Source organism: Dyella sp. NPDC103356 (assembly GCF_055584465.1).
On the sequence record NZ_JBVJLZ010000009.1, the window covers coordinates 156,604 to 172,591 of the forward strand.

At 59.8% G+C, this 15,988-nt stretch carries 18 protein-coding genes; 7 read left to right on the forward strand and 11 right to left on the reverse strand.

All coding sequences use genetic code 11. The features are described 5' to 3' along the window. Window positions 1–98 precede the first annotated feature (98 nt). The 3 genes from ACZ6WW_RS19215 to ACZ6WW_RS19225 form a co-directional block, all read right to left on the reverse strand. Window positions 99–788: an SDR family NAD(P)-dependent oxidoreductase gene (locus ACZ6WW_RS19215; RefSeq protein ID WP_465275625.1), complete on the reverse strand. Its 690-nt coding sequence runs from the start codon at window positions 786–788 to the stop codon at window positions 99–101. After that, a complete protein-coding gene (locus ACZ6WW_RS19220) occupies window positions 785–1,237 on the reverse strand; it encodes a DOPA 4,5-dioxygenase family protein (protein ID WP_465275626.1) in 453 nt (150 codons plus the stop codon). The genes ACZ6WW_RS19215 and ACZ6WW_RS19220 overlap by 4 nt, the downstream gene beginning before the upstream one ends. 110 nt (window positions 1,238–1,347) lie before the next feature. After that, window positions 1,348–2,094 (reverse strand): SDR family NAD(P)-dependent oxidoreductase, encoded by a 747-nt coding sequence (locus ACZ6WW_RS19225; RefSeq protein ID WP_465275627.1) that lies wholly within the window; start codon window positions 2,092–2,094, stop codon window positions 1,348–1,350. Window positions 2,095–2,202: 108 nt separating this feature from the next. Here ACZ6WW_RS19225 and ACZ6WW_RS19230 point away from each other — a divergent pair, with 108 nt between their 5' ends. After that, entirely contained in the window at window positions 2,203–2,799 is a 597-nt protein-coding gene (locus tag ACZ6WW_RS19230; RefSeq protein ID WP_465275628.1) for a TetR/AcrR family transcriptional regulator, read from the forward strand. A 181-nt stretch (window positions 2,800–2,980) separates the two neighbouring features. Here the strand turns inward: ACZ6WW_RS19230 and ACZ6WW_RS19235 are convergent, their stop codons facing one another. Continuing rightward, window positions 2,981–3,751 carry an alpha/beta fold hydrolase gene (locus ACZ6WW_RS19235; protein ID WP_465275629.1) on the reverse strand — a complete coding sequence of 257 codons (771 nt, stop codon included), beginning with the start codon at window positions 3,749–3,751 and terminating at the stop codon, window positions 2,981–2,983. Window positions 3,752–3,867: 116 nt separating this feature from the next. Between ACZ6WW_RS19235 and ACZ6WW_RS19240 the strand changes: the two genes are divergently transcribed. Then, a complete protein-coding gene (locus ACZ6WW_RS19240; protein ID WP_465275630.1) occupies window positions 3,868–4,821 on the forward strand; it encodes an AraC family transcriptional regulator in 954 nt (317 codons plus the stop codon). 244 nt (window positions 4,822–5,065) lie between these two features. On the opposite strand, the gene ACZ6WW_RS19245 is transcribed toward ACZ6WW_RS19240, so the two are convergent. The 5 genes from ACZ6WW_RS19245 to ACZ6WW_RS19265 form a co-directional block, all read right to left on the reverse strand. Beyond that, the gene (locus ACZ6WW_RS19245) at window positions 5,066–5,578 is read right to left on the reverse strand and encodes a DUF302 domain-containing protein (protein ID WP_465275631.1); all 513 of its coding nucleotides are present in this window, start codon (window positions 5,576–5,578) and stop codon (window positions 5,066–5,068) included. A gap of 86 nt (window positions 5,579–5,664) precedes the next feature. Beyond that, window positions 5,665–6,456, reverse strand: a complete 792-nt coding sequence (locus tag ACZ6WW_RS19250; protein WP_281848792.1) for an alpha/beta fold hydrolase — start codon at window positions 6,454–6,456, stop codon at window positions 5,665–5,667. A 254-nt stretch (window positions 6,457–6,710) separates the two neighbouring features. After that, a complete protein-coding gene (locus ACZ6WW_RS19255) occupies window positions 6,711–7,616 on the reverse strand; it encodes an MBL fold metallo-hydrolase (RefSeq protein WP_465275632.1) in 906 nt (301 codons plus the stop codon). A gap of 85 nt (window positions 7,617–7,701) precedes the next feature. Continuing rightward, window positions 7,702–8,577 carry a LysR family transcriptional regulator gene (locus ACZ6WW_RS19260; protein ID WP_465275633.1) on the reverse strand — a complete coding sequence of 292 codons (876 nt, stop codon included), beginning with the start codon at window positions 8,575–8,577 and terminating at the stop codon, window positions 7,702–7,704. 188 nt (window positions 8,578–8,765) lie between these two features. Further along, window positions 8,766–9,248, reverse strand: a complete 483-nt coding sequence (locus tag ACZ6WW_RS19265; protein ID WP_465275634.1) for a cupin domain-containing protein — start codon at window positions 9,246–9,248, stop codon at window positions 8,766–8,768. 66 nt (window positions 9,249–9,314) lie between these two features. Between ACZ6WW_RS19265 and ACZ6WW_RS19270 the strand changes: the two genes are divergently transcribed. Together ACZ6WW_RS19270 and ACZ6WW_RS19275 are read left to right on the forward strand one after the other, a co-directional pair. Beyond that, window positions 9,315–10,256: a helix-turn-helix domain-containing protein gene (locus ACZ6WW_RS19270; protein WP_465275635.1), complete on the forward strand. Its 942-nt coding sequence runs from the start codon at window positions 9,315–9,317 to the stop codon at window positions 10,254–10,256. A gap of 86 nt (window positions 10,257–10,342) precedes the next feature. Further along, window positions 10,343–11,026 carry a TetR/AcrR family transcriptional regulator gene (locus tag ACZ6WW_RS19275; protein ID WP_465275636.1) on the forward strand — a complete coding sequence of 228 codons (684 nt, stop codon included), beginning with the start codon at window positions 10,343–10,345 and terminating at the stop codon, window positions 11,024–11,026. Between the two features lie 16 nt (window positions 11,027–11,042). Here the strand turns inward: ACZ6WW_RS19275 and ACZ6WW_RS19280 are convergent, their stop codons facing one another. Together ACZ6WW_RS19280 and ACZ6WW_RS19285 are read right to left on the reverse strand one after the other, a co-directional pair. Then, complete coding sequence (locus ACZ6WW_RS19280) at window positions 11,043–12,344, reverse strand: FAD-dependent oxidoreductase (protein ID WP_465275637.1); 1,302 nt, start codon at window positions 12,342–12,344, stop codon at window positions 11,043–11,045. Between the two features lie 14 nt (window positions 12,345–12,358). Beyond that, on the reverse strand, window positions 12,359–13,762 hold the full coding sequence (locus ACZ6WW_RS19285) for a multicopper oxidase family protein (RefSeq protein WP_465275638.1): 1,404 nt from the start codon (window positions 13,760–13,762) through the stop codon (window positions 12,359–12,361). 290 nt (window positions 13,763–14,052) lie between these two features. On the opposite strand from ACZ6WW_RS19285, the gene ACZ6WW_RS19290 reads away from it, so the two are divergent. The 3 genes from ACZ6WW_RS19290 to ACZ6WW_RS19300 all read left to right on the forward strand — a co-directional run bounded on the left by ACZ6WW_RS19290 (window position 14,053) and on the right by ACZ6WW_RS19300 (window position 15,841). Then, window positions 14,053–14,415, forward strand: a complete 363-nt coding sequence (locus tag ACZ6WW_RS19290) for an ArsR/SmtB family transcription factor (protein WP_465275639.1) — start codon at window positions 14,053–14,055, stop codon at window positions 14,413–14,415. Beyond that, window positions 14,393–14,893 (forward strand): SRPBCC family protein, encoded by a 501-nt coding sequence (locus ACZ6WW_RS19295; RefSeq protein ID WP_465275640.1) that lies wholly within the window; start codon window positions 14,393–14,395, stop codon window positions 14,891–14,893. Before ACZ6WW_RS19290 ends, ACZ6WW_RS19295 begins: the two co-directional genes overlap by 23 nt. Window positions 14,894–14,986: 93 nt before the next feature. Then, window positions 14,987–15,841 carry an alpha/beta fold hydrolase gene (locus tag ACZ6WW_RS19300; RefSeq protein WP_465275641.1) on the forward strand — a complete coding sequence of 285 codons (855 nt, stop codon included), beginning with the start codon at window positions 14,987–14,989 and terminating at the stop codon, window positions 15,839–15,841. The last annotated feature ends 147 nt before the right edge of the window (window positions 15,842–15,988 follow it).

Below are 15,988 nucleotides of genomic sequence, written 5' to 3' on the forward strand. Positions count from 1 at the left end.
GTTGTCTCCAGATGATGTTGATCGCGCGCCGCGCATGCCGTCGGTTGCGCAAGAAGAGCTGCCACAGTCAGCGGCCAACGGTGATGGCCGCCTGGGTATCAGAATCGTTCAGTCCATGGCCTGACTTCGATTTCCCAGGACCAGGCGCTTCGATGCTGGCGCAGCAGGTCCATATAGGATTGAGCGATGGCGTCGGGATCCAGCGTGGCATCCGATGGATCGGCGTCAGCGCCGCGCACCATGCCATCGACCACGATGTGAGCGACATGGATGCCTTTGGGCATCAGTTCGCGTGCCGCACTTTGCGCGAGCCCTCGCAACGCGAACTTGCCCATGGCGAAGGGCGCCGAAAGCGCAAAGCCCTTGATGCCCGCCGTGGCTCCCGTCAACAGGATGGCTCCCTTACCCGCGGGGATCATTCGTTTGGCCGCGTGCTGGACCGCGTAGAACGCGCCCAGCGCCGTTACCGCTACCGCCTTTTCAACCTGTGCGTGATCGAGCTCGGCGATGGAGCCACGAAGCCTTCCGCTTGCGTTATAGATCACGACTTCCGGTGCGCCGATACGGGATTCGGTTTCGGCAAACAGCCGCTCGGTCTGGGTGTAATCGCTGGCGTCGACCGGCAGCGCGATGGCACCTGTTTCCCGCGCCAACGATGCAAGCTTGTGTGGATCCCTGGCAGCCATGACTACCGGGATGCCGGTTGCGCGCAATAGACGCGTCAGCGACCCGCTGATGCCGGGGCCGGCGCCAATAATGAGGGCGTTACGATAGGGCAGATGAGTCATGGCGTGATCGTCGGATGCGTGTTGGGGAGGGGCGCCGGCTCGGGCTCCTCCTGATCCACCAGATACGGATCAGCGGTGATGCCAAGCACGTCACCCAGCCATAATGCGCTGGCGAGGTGATCGCGCCGTGGACGGCCGGTGTTGGGGTGCACCAGCACCGACAAGTCGCCGCGATTGAGCATGAGCCAGGGCACCACGCGCGCGAACTCCGAGGGCGCGAAGGCCACTTGATACATCGGGCGTGCATGGGGACCGATGGGGCGATCCCACCAGCGTCCGATCAGCACTGAAAAACGTTCTGCCATATCCGATCGCAACGCTAGTGCCCACTGGCTCTGCTCAGGCCCATCGAAGTAGATGTGAGCGTGATAGCTCTCGATCAGGGCAACAGGTTGGACCTCCCTGTCGGACTCACGTTCGGGCATGGGAGGGAATGCGTGTTGAAGCATGATGAGTTCTTCCGCAGGGGCCGTTATCAACGCGGCGCCATCGCAAATTTTCTTCGATGACACCGCGGACCAAACAAGTCGATGGCTGGATCTCAGCCATGGTCGCCTGGTTAGATTTGGCTGGCTCCGCCATCCACCGGCAGATCGATGCCGTTGATGTAGGCAGCCTCATCGGAGGCGAGGAAGAGCGCGGCCGAAGCCACATCCTCTGGGAGCGCGATGCGGCCCAGAGGAATCTGAGACGCGACATGCGCCTTCATCCCCGCCGCTGCCTCGCCCGCCAATCCATCGATTGCCGGTGTGTCCACCATGCCCGGACTGATCACATTTACACGAATTTTCTTGGCCTTCAGATCGAGAATCCAACCGCGAGCCAACTGGCGGATCGCGGCTTTCGTGGCGCTGTAGATGCTAAACGCCTCCATGCCGCGATAGCCCGCGGTGGAAGACGTCAGAATGACCGACGCGCCGTCGGGCAGCAGCGAGACGGCCTGCTTGACCGTGAACACGACGCCCTTGAGGTTCGTATTCATGATGCTGTCGTAGTGATCTTCCGTAACGGCCGGAAGAGGAACGAACGCAGCGATCCCCGCATTGGCGAACAACACGTCCAATTTGCCACTGCGAGCGCGAATGGTGTCGAAGAGCTTGTCCAGATCAGCCGGCACGCTGGAATCTGCCCGCACGGCGATGACGTTGCCACCTATCGAAGCGACTGCCGCATCCAGTGCCGCTTGCTTGCGCCCCGTGATGTAAACCGTCGCGCCTTCCGCCACGAAGCGCTTTGCTGTTGCCAGGCCGATGCCCGAACTTCCACCGGTCACCAAGGCCACTTTACCGTTCAAACGACTTGCCATGACTTTCTCCAAGAGAGTTTTATACCGATCGGTAAGTATCTGCACGTGGACGAGCCGAAGTCAATGGTTTAATATACCGACCGGTAAGAAAAGTGACGGATGGGTATGATGGCTACAATCGGAAGACCCAGAGAGTTCGATGCAGATAGAGCCCTTGACTTGGCTCTGGCAGTGTTCTGGGCCAAGGGATACGAGGGCACATCCTTGATGGATCTCGTAGAGGCCGTCGGGATCAACAAGCCAAGTCTTTACGCCACGTTTGGCAGCAAAGAAGAACTGTTCTTCAAGGCACTGGCGCGATATCAGGAGCGTTTGACTGAAGCGGCTGCACCCTCCTTGTCGCAACCTTCCGCACGCGAAGGGGTCGAGGCCTTTTTGCGAGCATTAGCCACATTCCAGAGCATGCCCGGATCGCCACGGGGTTGTTTATTTATCCAAGGCGCGCTTGTCGGCAATGCAGAATCGCAGCGGGTCGCCAAAGCGTTGTGTGAGATTCGCGAGCAGGGTGTGGAGATGTTCCGCACGTGCCTGAAACGAGCTCAGAAACAAGGAGAGCTGGCTGCAGGAGCCGACATCAAGGCACTGGCCCGCTATTTCGGCACAGTGTCCCAGGGCATATCGGTGCAGGCGGCAAGCGGCGTCTCAACGAAAGATCTTCACAAGACCATTCATCTGGCCATGCTCAGCTGGCCTGCACCAAATTGAGCAGCCCCATAGATATTGCGCTCAGCGTTTGTGGATATCTGCGAATATCGAGGACATCCACCGTGGCTATCACTGAACCTTGCTAACCACGCCAGCGGCGACGGATGCTTCGAAACAAAATTCACGGCGGGAAACCCTTTGAGGGGACTCCCGCCGCGGTATTCCATCGAATGCGCAAGCTTCAGGCCGCAACGTTCTCGATCGCCTGCACCATGCCTTCGATGTCCGTCAGAAAGGGCAGGTGACCGGTCTGGAGTGAGACGACCTTTCGCACCGGAGTACGCGAGATCATCTGAGCCTGGAAAGCGGGGCTGATGACCTGGTCCACTTGAGTGGACACATAGATCTTGTCGACCTTGCCAAACCGCTCGGCAGTCACGCGGACCGGAGTAACCAGCGGTGCTGCCGGTTCGTCAAGGATGAGATCGGGCAGTTTTGCCTTCAGCGGAGCGGGGCCGTCATTGGCAAAGAGTTCCGCGCGTGCCGCGTATTCCACCACGGCCATCCCCCGCTCTTTATCAATCGTCAGATGCTGGCCGATCTTGGCGTCATGGTCCTGTTGGGCCAGCGACAGCAGAGAATCACCATCCTGCGGCAGATAGGCAGCGGTGAACACCAGGGTCTTGATCTTCTCTGGCACCTGTTCGGCCGCGGCAGCGATAACGATGCCAGCAAAGCTGTGGCCCACCAGAATCGCCGAGCCCGAAACATTGTTCAAAGCCTGGACAACCGTATCGCGATACAGGTCGAGGCTGACCTGGTCGGCGGCTATGGGCGAGCCCGGACGGCCGGGCAGGTCGACAGTGACGACAGGGTGACCTGCAGCGCGAAGCTTTCCGGCGACGTAGCCCCAGACCTGGCCATCGGAGAAAGCACCGTGCACCAGAATGACGGCCGGCTTTTCTGCAATGTTGCCGTTGTTGTTCGTTTCAACTGAATTTGCGTGGCTCATGACGATTATCCTCTCTTTAGTGTGAGTGAGCGGCTCAATGCCGTGAGAAAATAGTAGTCAGAGCACCGACGATGAGATATATCATGGCCTCCCGTTTACATGATGGATCGTCCGACATGACCGCCGATTTCGGAATGTCCGCAGCGCGTACCGATGTGCTTTCGCAGGTGCTTACCCTGATCAGGCTGCGCGGGGATCTCGTCTACACGACACGCCTGAGCCAGCCATGGGGATTGCGCTTTCCGCCGGGGCCCGCGCATTTTTGTTTCGTGGAGGTTGGTGGAGCCTGGGTGACGCCTGCGGGCCATCCGCCTCTGTGGATCGACGCCGGCGACCTGGTGCTTTTGCCACTCGGGAAAGGTCACACCATCACGGATGCGGCCGGCTCGCCGATCGATAACGTTGACGCCGTTGCTTCCGATCATTTCGATCGCGACAAGCTCATCCTCCACCATGGCGGGGAGGGGCCGACAAGCCAGTTGGTTTGTGGTTTTTTCAGTTTCGAGGGCAGCCCGCTGCCTGCGGTCATGTCGGCGCTTCCTGCCTTGATCCACATCCCGAAGGGAGATGCAGGTGCGCCGGCATGGCTTGCAGCTATCTCGCACTTTCTCGTCGACGAAGCACAGCGGCCCGATCCAGGGTCGTCGCTGATGATCTCCCGGCTGATCGATCTGCTCGTTATCCGGACATTGCGCAGCTGGGCGGCCAGCGAAGCGAACCGCGTAGGATGGCTTGGGGGGTTGGCTGAGGAACGGATCGGACGTGCGCTGGCAGCGATGCACGCAGACCCGTTCAAGCGGTGGACGGTCGAGATGCTTGCCTCCGTAGCGGCGATGTCGCGTTCGATCTTTGCCGAACGCTTTACCGCAGCCGTCGGTGAGCCGCCGCTGCGTTACCTTTCCCGGTGGCGCCTGACCATCGCTGCGGACATGCTTCGCAGTGGCGGGCTCAAGGTGACAGAGGCGGCGTACAAAACAGGCTACGCCTCCGATGCTGCCTTTAGCCGGGCGTTTAAGAGCCACTTCGGATACGCGCCCAGCGAGGCGAAGATTCAGACGACTGCAGTTTGACCGTGCATCAGCCCGGCAGTATTTTTGCTCAAACGCTTTCCGATTTCGGCGGATCTCAAAAAAAAACCTCTCCTACTCGTCATTCCGGCGCAGGCCGGAACCCAGTGGCATCAGTTTTCAGTTTTCGCGATAGAGCAGACGCTTGCAGACTTTCGCGATAACCGAATGCAGAGCCACTAGATTCCGGCCTGCGCCGGAATGACGAGACATAAAAACTGAGGTTATTCGAGGCTCGCTTAGTTGCTTAGGAACGGGTAGCGCTAGCAATGAGAGCGTCGAATTTGGCGTCCAGTAGCGTCGCCATGGCCAGGAGTGGCGGATTCTCCTCGATCACCATCAGCGAAGAGGGACGCACGTACGTCACCATCGTGCCCTGACCGTCCTCGGCTTCCGTGACCAGGATCTCCACGGGCGCGAAAAGACCTGCGGTGATGTCATGCCGAATCATCGTGACGGCGATCACCGGGTTGCCAAGAATCCAGCGAACCGTGCGACGTTGGATTTGGAATTTAGATAGCCAGCCGCCATGGTCGATCTCGGCAAACAGCATGAAACCACTTTCTCCTTCGAACCGCTCTTGCACGGTACGGACGAATTCCGCTTCAGAGATGTCCGTTTGCGCCAGAGTCACGATCTCCGACGTGCTGACACGTCCCATCAGGGAACGAAGGCGGCTTAGTACCTCGTCAAAACCGGTCGAGGTGGTAACTTCGATACGCACGCCATTGAAAGGCTTGTGTTCAATATTGTGAGACATGAGCGACTCCTGCGAGATGTGCAAAATGAGTGCACGTACGGGGCGATACGTCTTACCGCCCCGTACGTGCGAGTGGATCGACGGTATCAGCGGGTGGCGGCGGCTTCGATATCCGCGGCCAGCTCATCGGGCGCCGTCAGGAACGGCGTGTGGCCGGTCTGCACGGTGAATTCGCGGCGCACCGGTGTGCTGGCGACCATCTGAGCCTGGAAGGACGGGCTGATCACCTGGTCGTTGGCGGTGTGGATATAGACCTTGTCGACCTTGCCGAACTTGCCTGCGGTGACGTGCACAGGCGTGGCCAACGGCGCGAGCGGCTCGTCCAGGATCAAGTCGGGGATCGCTTTGCGCAGGCCTTCGGGAGCGCCGTTGGCGAACAGATCCGCGCGCGCCGAGTACTCGATCGAGGCGATGCCCTGTTCCTTCTTGATCTGCAGGTGGGGACCAATCTTGGCATCGGCGTCTTTATTCGCCATCGACACCAGCGAGTCGCCATCGTGCGGCAAGTAGGCAGCCGTGAACACGAGCGTCTTGACCTTCGCCGGCGCCTTTTCAGCCGCGTCGGCGATCACGATACCGCCAAAGCTGTGGCCCACGACCACCGCGGGACGGTTGAGCTTCGTCAGCGCGCCGACGACAGTGTCGCCATACAGGCTCAGGCTGACCTTGTCGGGTGCGGCCGGATTCCCCGGGCGGCCCGGCAGATTGACCTCTACGACCTTATAGCCATCGGCTTGAAGCTTGGCGGTCACGTGGCCCCAGACAGAGGCGTTTTCGAATGCGCCGTGGACCAGCACGATCGGCGGCTTTTCTGCGGCCATGGCATTGGTGCCGAAGGCGAGAGCGGAGGAGATGAGAGCGGCGAGAACGAGTTTCATGAGAGAGATTCCTGTAGTGAAGTTCGAAGCGGTTAGGTCGGTGTGTTGCGGTGGACATAGGTTAGGGTTTTAAAAAAACCGAGCCATACCGGAATCTCCGGAATACATGATGGGTCGTCCGACGCGCGCAAAGCCCGGTCGGGGGAAGGGCAGGGAGCTATAAAACACCAGGAATCCGCACGTGACTTGAGGCGCACGGGGCGAGCGGGTAGCGCGCCAGGTGGCAGGAAACGCTGCTGCACCGCCGGCAAGGATTAGCCTACGGGATGCCATACGTATCCCCGTGCGCTCTTGTAAATATGTCCGAGCCCGGGGAACGGTGCGTGAGCGGCGCCTACGATGTCTCCACGGTGACAGGCCTCTGCCAGAAAGGCTTGCCTTGTCGCTTTCGCCTGCATGGGCTCGCTGTCGTAACAGACGGTCACATCGGGCTCGGCAAGTTGTACGGCGGCCACGTGGAAAAGGTCTCCGCAAAACACGATATCCCGTTCGCCTGTTTGCAGACGGTATCCGGTATGGCCACGGGTGTGGCCCGGCAACCATTCCGGTGTGAGGCCCCCGTACCAGGAGGTCTCTGGGCCGAACCAGCGACAGCGCCCATCAGCGACATACGGCGCAAGCATCCGGTGAGCATGGTCGAACGTCGTCCGCACACTAGGGTCGACAACATCACGATCGGATGTTTCCAGCCAGAACGCGGCCTCCTCACGCGGCACATAGACGACAGCGCGCGGAAATACCGCTTCGCCTTGCCGGGTCAGGCCGCCGATGTGGTCGGCATGGAGATGCGTCACCAACACGATATCGATGTCGGCTGGTTGATAGCCTGCCGATAGCAGGCTCGCTCCCAGTCGACCCAACGTTGCATCCTGAAGTTCGCCCGCGCCGGTATCGATGAGAATGCGGTGCAGGCCATCATCGATCAGAAACGCGTTGACATGACTGGGCACGACATTGCCCAGGCGAGCGTTCATCAAGAGCTTGTCCAGTGGCGATTCGCCACTGCGCAGTATGTCTTGGGCACATAGCGGGAAGTGCCCGTCACACAATGCCGTGATTGTCATCCTTCCGATCTGGAAGCGATGAAAGTCTGCCTCGGCAGACACCGGATGGCTTTCAGGAAAGGACTGCACAGACACGGACAGGCTGTCGTCGCACATCGTCAAGGCTCAGAAGTAAGGGGAGCTCTAGCCTGACGATTACGAACCCAGGTGCACACTGACACGAACGTTCGTCACCCCTTCACTATTGTTCGGGCTCCGCATCATCGGCGTCACCGAGCAGACGTTTAGCGATATCCGCGAGTGCCCGGATCCTGTCCATGCCACGCATGTCCTCGTGGTAGCCCATCCAGATGTGCCGGGAGGGTGGCGCTTCGCCCAGATCAATGTGCATCAGTCCGATCGTCGCGTCGCCGACCACACGGGGCAGCACGGCCAACCCCATGCCCTGCTGGCATAACCGTGCTTGCAGGGCCCGGTGATTGGCGATGACGACCGGATATGCATTCGGCAGGATGTCTCGGAGCCATTCCACTTCGGGATAACTATGCATTGCCGTATCCATGAGCAGCAGGCCCGACTCCTTGCCATCGCCGCGAATGGGGAGCGCCGAACCATCCCTGGCATACAGACCGTAGGCGACACGCAGGAGCCGACATTGGACTACGCCTGGCTCCTCGAAGGGCACCACCCGAAACACCACGTCAGCTTCTCGGCGCGAAAGATCGTATCGCCGGGAACTGACCATGAGTTCTGGCAGCACGCCAGGGTAATCGCGCAGTAGCGTTTCAATGACAGGTGGCAAGACGTAGGTTGCAAACCAGTCTGCCGAGGAGATGCGTAACGGCCCCACAGGTCGACTGTCTTCGCCAGCCAATCGACGTTGGATGGTCAGTGCGGAGATCTCCATTTCTTCCGCGAGCTGAAGCACCGTAGACCCAGCCTCGGTAAGGAGTACCCCGTTGTTATGCCGCTGGAAAAGCGGCTGGCCCACGTCCTGTTCCAACACGCGCATCCGCCGACCGACAGTGGGATGGCTAATATCCATGACGCGAGCAGCGGCCCCTAGCGAGCCCTCGCGGGCGACGGCGAGAAAAATACGAAGGTCGCTCCATTCCACGTCAGGATTCCTTTAGGCCGAGCAACGGCTGTGCGTGAGTGCAGGGCAGTCTGCCGGCTGCAGCAATGACGAGCAACACGCTTGGCGAAATCCGAAACCTGGGACGGAGGTGATTAAATCTTCTTAACCACCCCCATGCCCTTGAGCTAGAAGCACGCCGACGGCGCCAGTGGCCAACACCCGCAACCCTATGCGCCAGGGGCGACGAGCATCTCGATGCCCCACTTATGCAGCAGCTTCCCGATCGCTTCCATTTGCGCCGGCGTCGGCGGCGTGACCGGCGGCATTTCACCCGATTCGGGAATCGGGATGCCCGCTTCCATCACAAAATTCGCGAACTCTCCCGGCGTGGCGATCATGTATGAACGCATGGGCGTGTCTCCCAGGTTGCGTAAGCGGTGCGGAATCCCTCGCGGCGCAAAGTAGGAACTGCCAGCGCCAAGAACTTGTGTCTCGGCGCCGATCGTCACCTCCAGCGATCCCTCCAAGATGTGCATGGATTCGTCTTCACGGTGATGGACATGAAGTCCGCTATCACCACCGCGTGGCATCGTGCCTTCGACGAGGCTGAACTGGCCGTTGGTTTGGTCGGCTGTCAGGAGCACTTTCAAGTGCACGCCAAAGAGCAGGTATTCGTTATTTCTCGTAGATTTGAAGACGGGGATCGCCATTGAGGATATCCAGGGTGGGTAAAATGACGAGGTTAGGGCGGCAACTCGATCCACGTTTATCCCCCCGTGACGGGTTTTATCCGCACCTGCTACAACCCTCCCTCATTGCATCAAATGACACTCATGATCCAAGGCCGAATTTCAGTCCTGCGCAACGATACCTTCGAGCCGTTGTATGCCTTGGGGCCATCGGTCCATTCGCCCTCTCCGAGTTTCCTGGTCGAATCCCAACACATGGAGCGTGGCGAGACCTGCACGAGGGAATTCGCCAGCCATGTGCTTACGTACTTCCCCGCAGGCGCCACTGTGCTGCACGGGAGTGAAGGAAGAGGCACCCAACGGATTCACATTCCACGGCGAGGCGTGGTGGTTTCCTTGCGGCGCCAGGTCGAGTCGGTGGAGTGGATAGAAGCGGCGGACCAGCTTTCCGTACAGATCGACGGCAGAGCGCTCTCGCTCGCTTCGGAGGCCTTGTGGGGAAGGGCGGATATCGAGCTCGCGCCAAGCCCCGGGTTTCTAGACCCCCGGCTGAGCGGATTGCTCGATGTCTTGAATGCCGAAGCCCATGCGGGCTATCCGAGCGGGCGCCTGTTTGTCGATGGAATCGAGCAAGCGATGACGTCGTACCTGGCTCGTCATGCTACGGGACGGAGTGATGTCCCACCGATACGGAGTGCAAGGGGAGGCCTGGCACCCGGCGTTGCGCGGCGTCTGACGGAATACGTGCAGGACAATCTCGCCACGGAGATCTCCATGATCGAACTGGCAACGGTAGCGGACCTCAGCGCTTCCCACCTTTCTCGCGCTTTCCGCATCACCTTCCGATCGACGCCCCATGAGTTCCTGCTAAGTCTTCGGGTTAGTCGCGCGAAGGCACTGCTGCAAGACGAAGACGCTTCCATCCTTGATGTCGCGCAGCGCTGTGGTTTTAAGACACAGCAGCACTTTTCGCGCGTATTCAGTCAGCGCGTCGGCCTGTCGCCGGGCCGCTTCCGGCGGGCCAGCTAAATTCAGCCGATTTCGGAGCCAACAACGATGGTTGACGATCGCCGCGGACCTCCCTAACGTGCCGTTGGGTTTTACCGGAAATAGCCATGGCCGCCAACACTCGGCAGCGCATCCTCGCTGCCACGGAAGATCTGCTTCGTACGCGCGGTGTTGCCCGCCTGACGACCAAGGACATCGCCAAAGCCGCCGGGTTGGCGGAAGGCACGCTGTTTAATCACTTCGCCCGTAAAGACGATCTGGTCCTGGCGGTTATCCTGGAGCGAGCACCGAAGTTTCTGCTCACGATACCTGAAGCGGGCACAAAGACCGTTGAGCGAAATCTTGTTGAGATTGCCGGTGGCGTGATCACGTTCTACGACGATGTGCTTCCGGTCATTCTTTCGGTGTTCGCCGATGCCGAGCTTCTGGCGCGCCACCATGAAGCTGTAGACCTGCGCAAAGGAGGGCCTCAGCACATGATTCGTGCCATTGCTCACTATCTTGAAAACGAGCAGGCACTTGGGCGAATTAATGCAGCAATAGAACCTTCACTCGCAGCATTTGCGCTGATGGCGCCGTGTTTCCAATGGGTGTTCTCCATGCGGTCTACCGGGATGTCGATCTTTCCGGACGTGTCCGCCAAAACATTCGCGCAACGCCTGGTCGCCAGCCAGATCGCAGGGCTTGGTGTGAATCACGATCGCGCCACCCCGGCGACGTCCAGAAAAGTTGCCGGCCCATCGGGCAAGAGTGCTGCCGTCAAAACGAAAGCATCCCGCACCAAACGCTAACCATGCCGCTGATCTGCTATGGAGACGTGTCTTCGTTGGACGCTGTCTCGGGACGCCAGGAGCGTCTATGATCGTTCCCGCGAAACAGTCGACGCTCGACCCAAGGCAGTTTCCCGGAGAGTCTCAGTAAAGTGCGAAATACAACGCGGCTCAAGCGATGGCCTGAACCGGCGCGCTGCGCGTTGCCAAGTGATTTCAATACAGCGGGATTTGCATACTGGCGCATGCGCTCTTCGTAACGAGCGACTTCGTCCTTCAGCGGTACTTCGCCACGAATCACCACCGACAGGCATTGCATCAGGCTAGCCGCATCGCGCAAGGCTGTATTCGCGCCAATGCCAGCCATAGGCGTCATGTTGTGAATGGCATCGCCGAGCAAAGTGACGGACGAGGCGAGCCAGGGTTCGAGGTGCGGCATGCTTTTCAGTGGAATAACCGATAGCGAACCAGGCTCGGCGTCCTGTATGAGGGTGCGTACCTGATCGGACCAGCCGACCGTACGCTTCAGCACCATTTCCTGTAATGCCGCGTCATTCATTGCATCAAGATGGGCGGGTAGTGCACGAGCATTGGCCACGTATGCCCAGACGACATAATCACTGGCGTTACTTGGTGGCTCGTCGCTGGAAGCTCCTTTCGGCGTGAGCCACGCGGAAAAGAACAGCCAGTCAGGCGAGGAGGGCACGAGCATATTGGGCGCCCCATCCACCAGCGCTGCCGGCAATGCTTCTTTGCGTTCCGGCGAGAGCGAGTAGCGTCCGGCGATGGCGGTGACTCCCACATTCATCCGTTCGATATGGGGGAGATACTGCTGGCGTACGCGCGAATTACTGCCATCGGCACCGACAAGGAGATCACCGGTCTCCGAGCTACCGTCTGAAAAATACGCGGTGACCCGGCCATCTGCACCAACCACATATCGCTGAAACGTCTTGTTCCAATGCACATCGGGCAAGTCGGAGAGCAGCAAGCGGTTGAGTAATGCTCGCCCGATGCCGCGGCGTTGTGAAAGGGTGTGACCACCCATTCCGTCGGGTGCCCGTTCGCTTGTGGACGCCAGAAAATGAAGGCGTCGATCAAAAAAGCGTGCGGCCGTACCTGCATAACTCGCTGCACGATCGAGTTCGGGAAAAATCGCCTTCGGCAGACAAGCCTTGAGGGCTGTCATGCCGTGATGGTCCAGATGGATACCGTAGCCTCTGATCTGCGCCTGCGCAGAAGCAGCGCGTTCGAACACGACCGCCTCGACGCCTGAACGTCGAAGACCCTGGGCGAGGCACAGGCCGCCGATGCCCGCGCCGATAATGATGACCCGCATGAATGTCTCCTCGATTAAACCGGGTTCTGAGCCGCGGGGCGGATGTCGAAGCGCGCCATCATGTCGTGGTCCTCGTGCTCCAGGTTGTGGCAATGAAGCAGGTAGCGCCCCGGATAAGCATCGAAACGCACCGCTACCCGAACGTCGTCTCCTTCAACCAGACGCACGGTGTCTTTCCAGCCGCGTTCATGTGGCGCAGGCGGTTCACCGTTGCGAGTAAGGATCTGGAACTGGACCGCGTGAATATGGGCCGGATGGACCGACGTAGGGAACATCGTCCTGGCATAGATGAATCGCCACACTTCCACGTCGCCCAGTACGGGATCGGCGTCGACTCGTTCGGGATCGAACCGCTGACCATTGATGGACCAATAGATAGGCGGCACCCGCAACACAAACTCGGGTCTGGCACCGAAGACAAAGCTGCGCTCGCGAGCATCCTTGGGCGGCGTCAACGGCGCGATGGTGGTCAGTTTCGCCGGTACGGCGGAGTCGTCCGTTCCGGTCGCGTCAGTCACCTCGAAACGCAGAATGTCACCAAGCGCACCGAGTGCTTCCCGATTGTGCAGCATCACCTGGTGCCCGGCCGGATAACGTGAGAAATCGATCACTACTTCGGCGCGCTCCGCCATAGCAAGCGGCAGTGTGTCGAGGGATAACGGTTGCTCCACCAGGCCGCCATCGGTGGCGATAAGTGTCATCGAGCCTTCGCTGAGTGCCAGCGTCAGGGTGGTAGCATTACAGGCATTGAGCAGGCGGAAGCGATAGCGCCGCCGTTCGACGCGGAACACGGGCCACGGTGCGCCATTGACCAGCACCGTGTCGCCGCTCGCGCCGCGCTTGCCATGGTCGGCATAGACCAGTTGCCCCGCATCGTCGAATTGCCTGGTGCAAATCATCAATGGGACATCGAACGCTCCGGCGGGCAACTGCAGTGCGGACGCTTCCTCGTCATCGATCAGGTAAAAGCCCGCCAGACCCATGTAGACGTTTTTGCCGGTGCCACCCATCGCGTGGTCGTGATACCAGAGCGTCGCTGCACGTTGATCGTTCGGATAGGTATAGGTGGCGCTGCTGGCGAAATCCTGCAGCTTCTTCAGGCTGTCCGGATTGCTGGTGCCGCAAATAGGGAAATCAGCCGCCGAAAAGCCACGGGGGATGACAAAGTCATTAGGGAATCCGTCCGAATCGGCTGGCGTGCGCCCGCCATGCAAATGCACGACCGTTGGGGTGCTCAAGTGGTTGGTGTGATGCACATGCACCGGAACGCCACGCCGGGCACGGATGGTAGGCCCGGGAAACAAACCGTTATAGCCCCATATCCGGGTCGCTTGACCTGGAAAGAGATGGGCCACGTCCTCGCGTTGCTCCAGCTCGTAATGGACGCCGGTCTCGTCGACTCGGAACGGTTCCAGCACGGGTGGAATGGGGAGTGGGGTCGAAAACCGGACAGGTAGCTTGGATGGACTGTGCACTCCGAAGCCCGTCAGCCGCGCGAGCGGGGCAGCCGTGAGCAGCAGGCCACCGGTCAGGCCGAGCTTCAAGAATCGGCGACGGGAAGCATTTCCGAAGGAGGGGTCCATGAGCATCAAAAATAAAGTGAGTGCTCACTCTAATTTCTTACCAGTGATAGCGTCAAGTTTTCGAGCGCGGGGCCCTTGAAGTCATCCGCTTGCAAATCACCCAGACGCGCCGTACAGTGAACCACATGGTTCACTATCAAGCCCGCCTCGACGCCACGTTCGCTGCGCTCTCCGATGTCACCCGACGCGGCGTACTGGAGCAGCTTGGAGATTCAGACGCCTCGATCACCGACCTCGCCCAACGGTTTCACATGACCCTCACGGGCATGAAGAAGCACATCAACGTTTTGGAGCAGGCAGGGCTCGTGGCGACGGAAAAGGTTGGGCGCGTACGAACCTGCAAGCTTGGACAGCGCCGGCTGGAAGAAGAGGCCGCCTGGATCGAGCAGCACCGCCAGCTCTGGAGCGCGCGCTTCGATGCGCTGGACAAACTTGTCGAACACTTGAAAAGCAAGGAGAAGGCAGATGACCAACGTAAAAGAAGGTAGCCCCGCCGCCATGAACCGCACCGCCGTGAAACGCAAATCCGATTACGAACTCGTCGTAACGCGAACGTTCGATGCCTCAGCGCACATCGTCTTCGAGGCGTGGAGCAACCCCGATTTGTTCAAGCTCTGGTGGGTGCCGAAGTCCGCGGGCATGTCGCTGGTCTCGTGCGACATGGATGTTCGCGCCGGAGGTACGTATCGCCTTGTGTTCAGCCACCCGGCCTTCGATCAGCCGATGGCGTTCTTCGGTACGTATAAAGAAGTAACGCCGAACAAGCGCCTCGTATGGACGAACGAGGAAAGCGATCAGGGCGCCGTGACTACGGTAACGTTCGAAGAACAGGCCGGCAAAACGCTGGTCACGCTGCACGAACTCTACCCCACGACAGCAGCCCTCGAAGAAGCTCTCGCTGGTTCGGCGGAAGGCCTGCCCGAACAGTTCGCGCAGCTGGATGAGTTGCTCGCTGGCAGATCGTGACCACACCGCAGCCACTGGCGGATCACCGCCGCACTGACTCATTCGGCAGCACGTGAGGACGATATGCTCAGACGTGATTTTCTGAAGACTGTCATGGCGACCGCCGTGCTGACTGCGATCCTTCCCGTTCAAGCCAAGAAGACGCTCGCCGTATCCAACGAGCATTTTGCCGACGTCAACGGCCAGCATCTCTTTTACAGCGTGCATGGCGCCGGTAAGCCGCTCATTCTCCTCCATGGTGGCATCGACCCGGGCAGCTTCGGAAGCAATCTGGTCAAACTGGCCAAGGGACGGCAGGTGATCGCCGTCCATCTCCAGGCACATGGACGCACGCCAGACACTGACAGGCCACTGCGCAGTGAAACGATGGGCGATGACATAGCTGCGCTGATCGGCCATCTGAACCTCCAGAAGGCCGACGTCATGGGCTATTCGCTTGGCGGTAGCGTCGCGCTGCAGACCGCTATCCGACATCCGGATGTGGTCGACCGGCTGGTGCTCGTGTCCGCTGCAATGAAGCAGGACGGCTTTTATCCAGAGGCAGTGGCCGCCTTCAAACAATTGGAGGCCAACGCTGCCACGATCGGCCCTGGCGTCAAGGCATCGCCATTAGGGCAGGCCTATCCCGATGTCGATTGGACCAACCTCTTCAGGAAGGTCGGCGACATGACCAAACGCCCCTTCGACTGGAGCGCCGATGTCGCCAAGCTTCAGGCACACACACTGCTGGTCTTTGCCGACGCTGATGCCATCCGGCCCGAGCATATGATCGAGTTCTGGAAAGCATTGGGAGGTGGCCAGCGCGACGCCGGGATCGATGGCTCCCTGCGGCCCGCAAATGAGCTCGCCATCTTGCCCAACACCACCCACTACACGATCGCCATCGATCCGATGTTGCCGGAGATCGTCGAACGCTTCCTCGGAGCGGCATTGAAGAAGGCAGGTTAGGGGTTCGCGAAGCGCTCGCGGAGCTATCAGCGTTTGCGCGTGTCCTTCGATGTGCAAGGAAAAGCGGCGAGGAAAAAGCGAGACACCCATGTTCCATAGAATGGTGGGTGTCCCGATTGAGTTTCAGAGCCCGAGGGTAGGGCCGGA

Coding starts and splice junctions, on each gene's coding strand:
- ACZ6WW_RS19215 (WP_465275625.1), bottom strand. CDS start 788: ATGACTCATCTGCCCTATCGTAACGCCCTCATTATTGGCGCCGGCCCC.
- ACZ6WW_RS19220 (WP_465275626.1), bottom strand. CDS start 1,237: ATGCTTCAACACGCATTCCCTCCCATGCCCGAACGTGAGTCCGACAGG.
- ACZ6WW_RS19225 (WP_465275627.1), bottom strand. CDS start 2,094: ATGGCAAGTCGTTTGAACGGTAAAGTGGCCTTGGTGACCGGTGGAAGT.
- ACZ6WW_RS19230 (WP_465275628.1), top strand. CDS start 2,203: ATGGCTACAATCGGAAGACCCAGAGAGTTCGATGCAGATAGAGCCCTT.
- ACZ6WW_RS19235 (WP_465275629.1), bottom strand. CDS start 3,751: ATGAGCCACGCAAATTCAGTTGAAACGAACAACAACGGCAACATTGCA.
- ACZ6WW_RS19240 (WP_465275630.1), top strand. CDS start 3,868: ATGACCGCCGATTTCGGAATGTCCGCAGCGCGTACCGATGTGCTTTCG.
- ACZ6WW_RS19245 (WP_465275631.1), bottom strand. CDS start 5,578: ATGTCTCACAATATTGAACACAAGCCTTTCAATGGCGTGCGTATCGAA.
- ACZ6WW_RS19250 (WP_281848792.1), bottom strand. CDS start 6,456: ATGAAACTCGTTCTCGCCGCTCTCATCTCCTCCGCTCTCGCCTTCGGC.
- ACZ6WW_RS19255 (WP_465275632.1), bottom strand. CDS start 7,616: ATGTGCGACGACAGCCTGTCCGTGTCTGTGCAGTCCTTTCCTGAAAGC.
- ACZ6WW_RS19265 (WP_465275634.1), bottom strand. CDS start 9,248: ATGGCGATCCCCGTCTTCAAATCTACGAGAAATAACGAATACCTGCTC.
- ACZ6WW_RS19275 (WP_465275636.1), top strand. CDS start 10,343: ATGGCCGCCAACACTCGGCAGCGCATCCTCGCTGCCACGGAAGATCTG.
- ACZ6WW_RS19280 (WP_465275637.1), bottom strand. CDS start 12,344: ATGCGGGTCATCATTATCGGCGCGGGCATCGGCGGCCTGTGCCTCGCC.
- ACZ6WW_RS19290 (WP_465275639.1), top strand. CDS start 14,053: ATGGTTCACTATCAAGCCCGCCTCGACGCCACGTTCGCTGCGCTCTCC.
- ACZ6WW_RS19295 (WP_465275640.1), top strand. CDS start 14,393: ATGACCAACGTAAAAGAAGGTAGCCCCGCCGCCATGAACCGCACCGCC.
- ACZ6WW_RS19300 (WP_465275641.1), top strand. CDS start 14,987: ATGGCGACCGCCGTGCTGACTGCGATCCTTCCCGTTCAAGCCAAGAAG.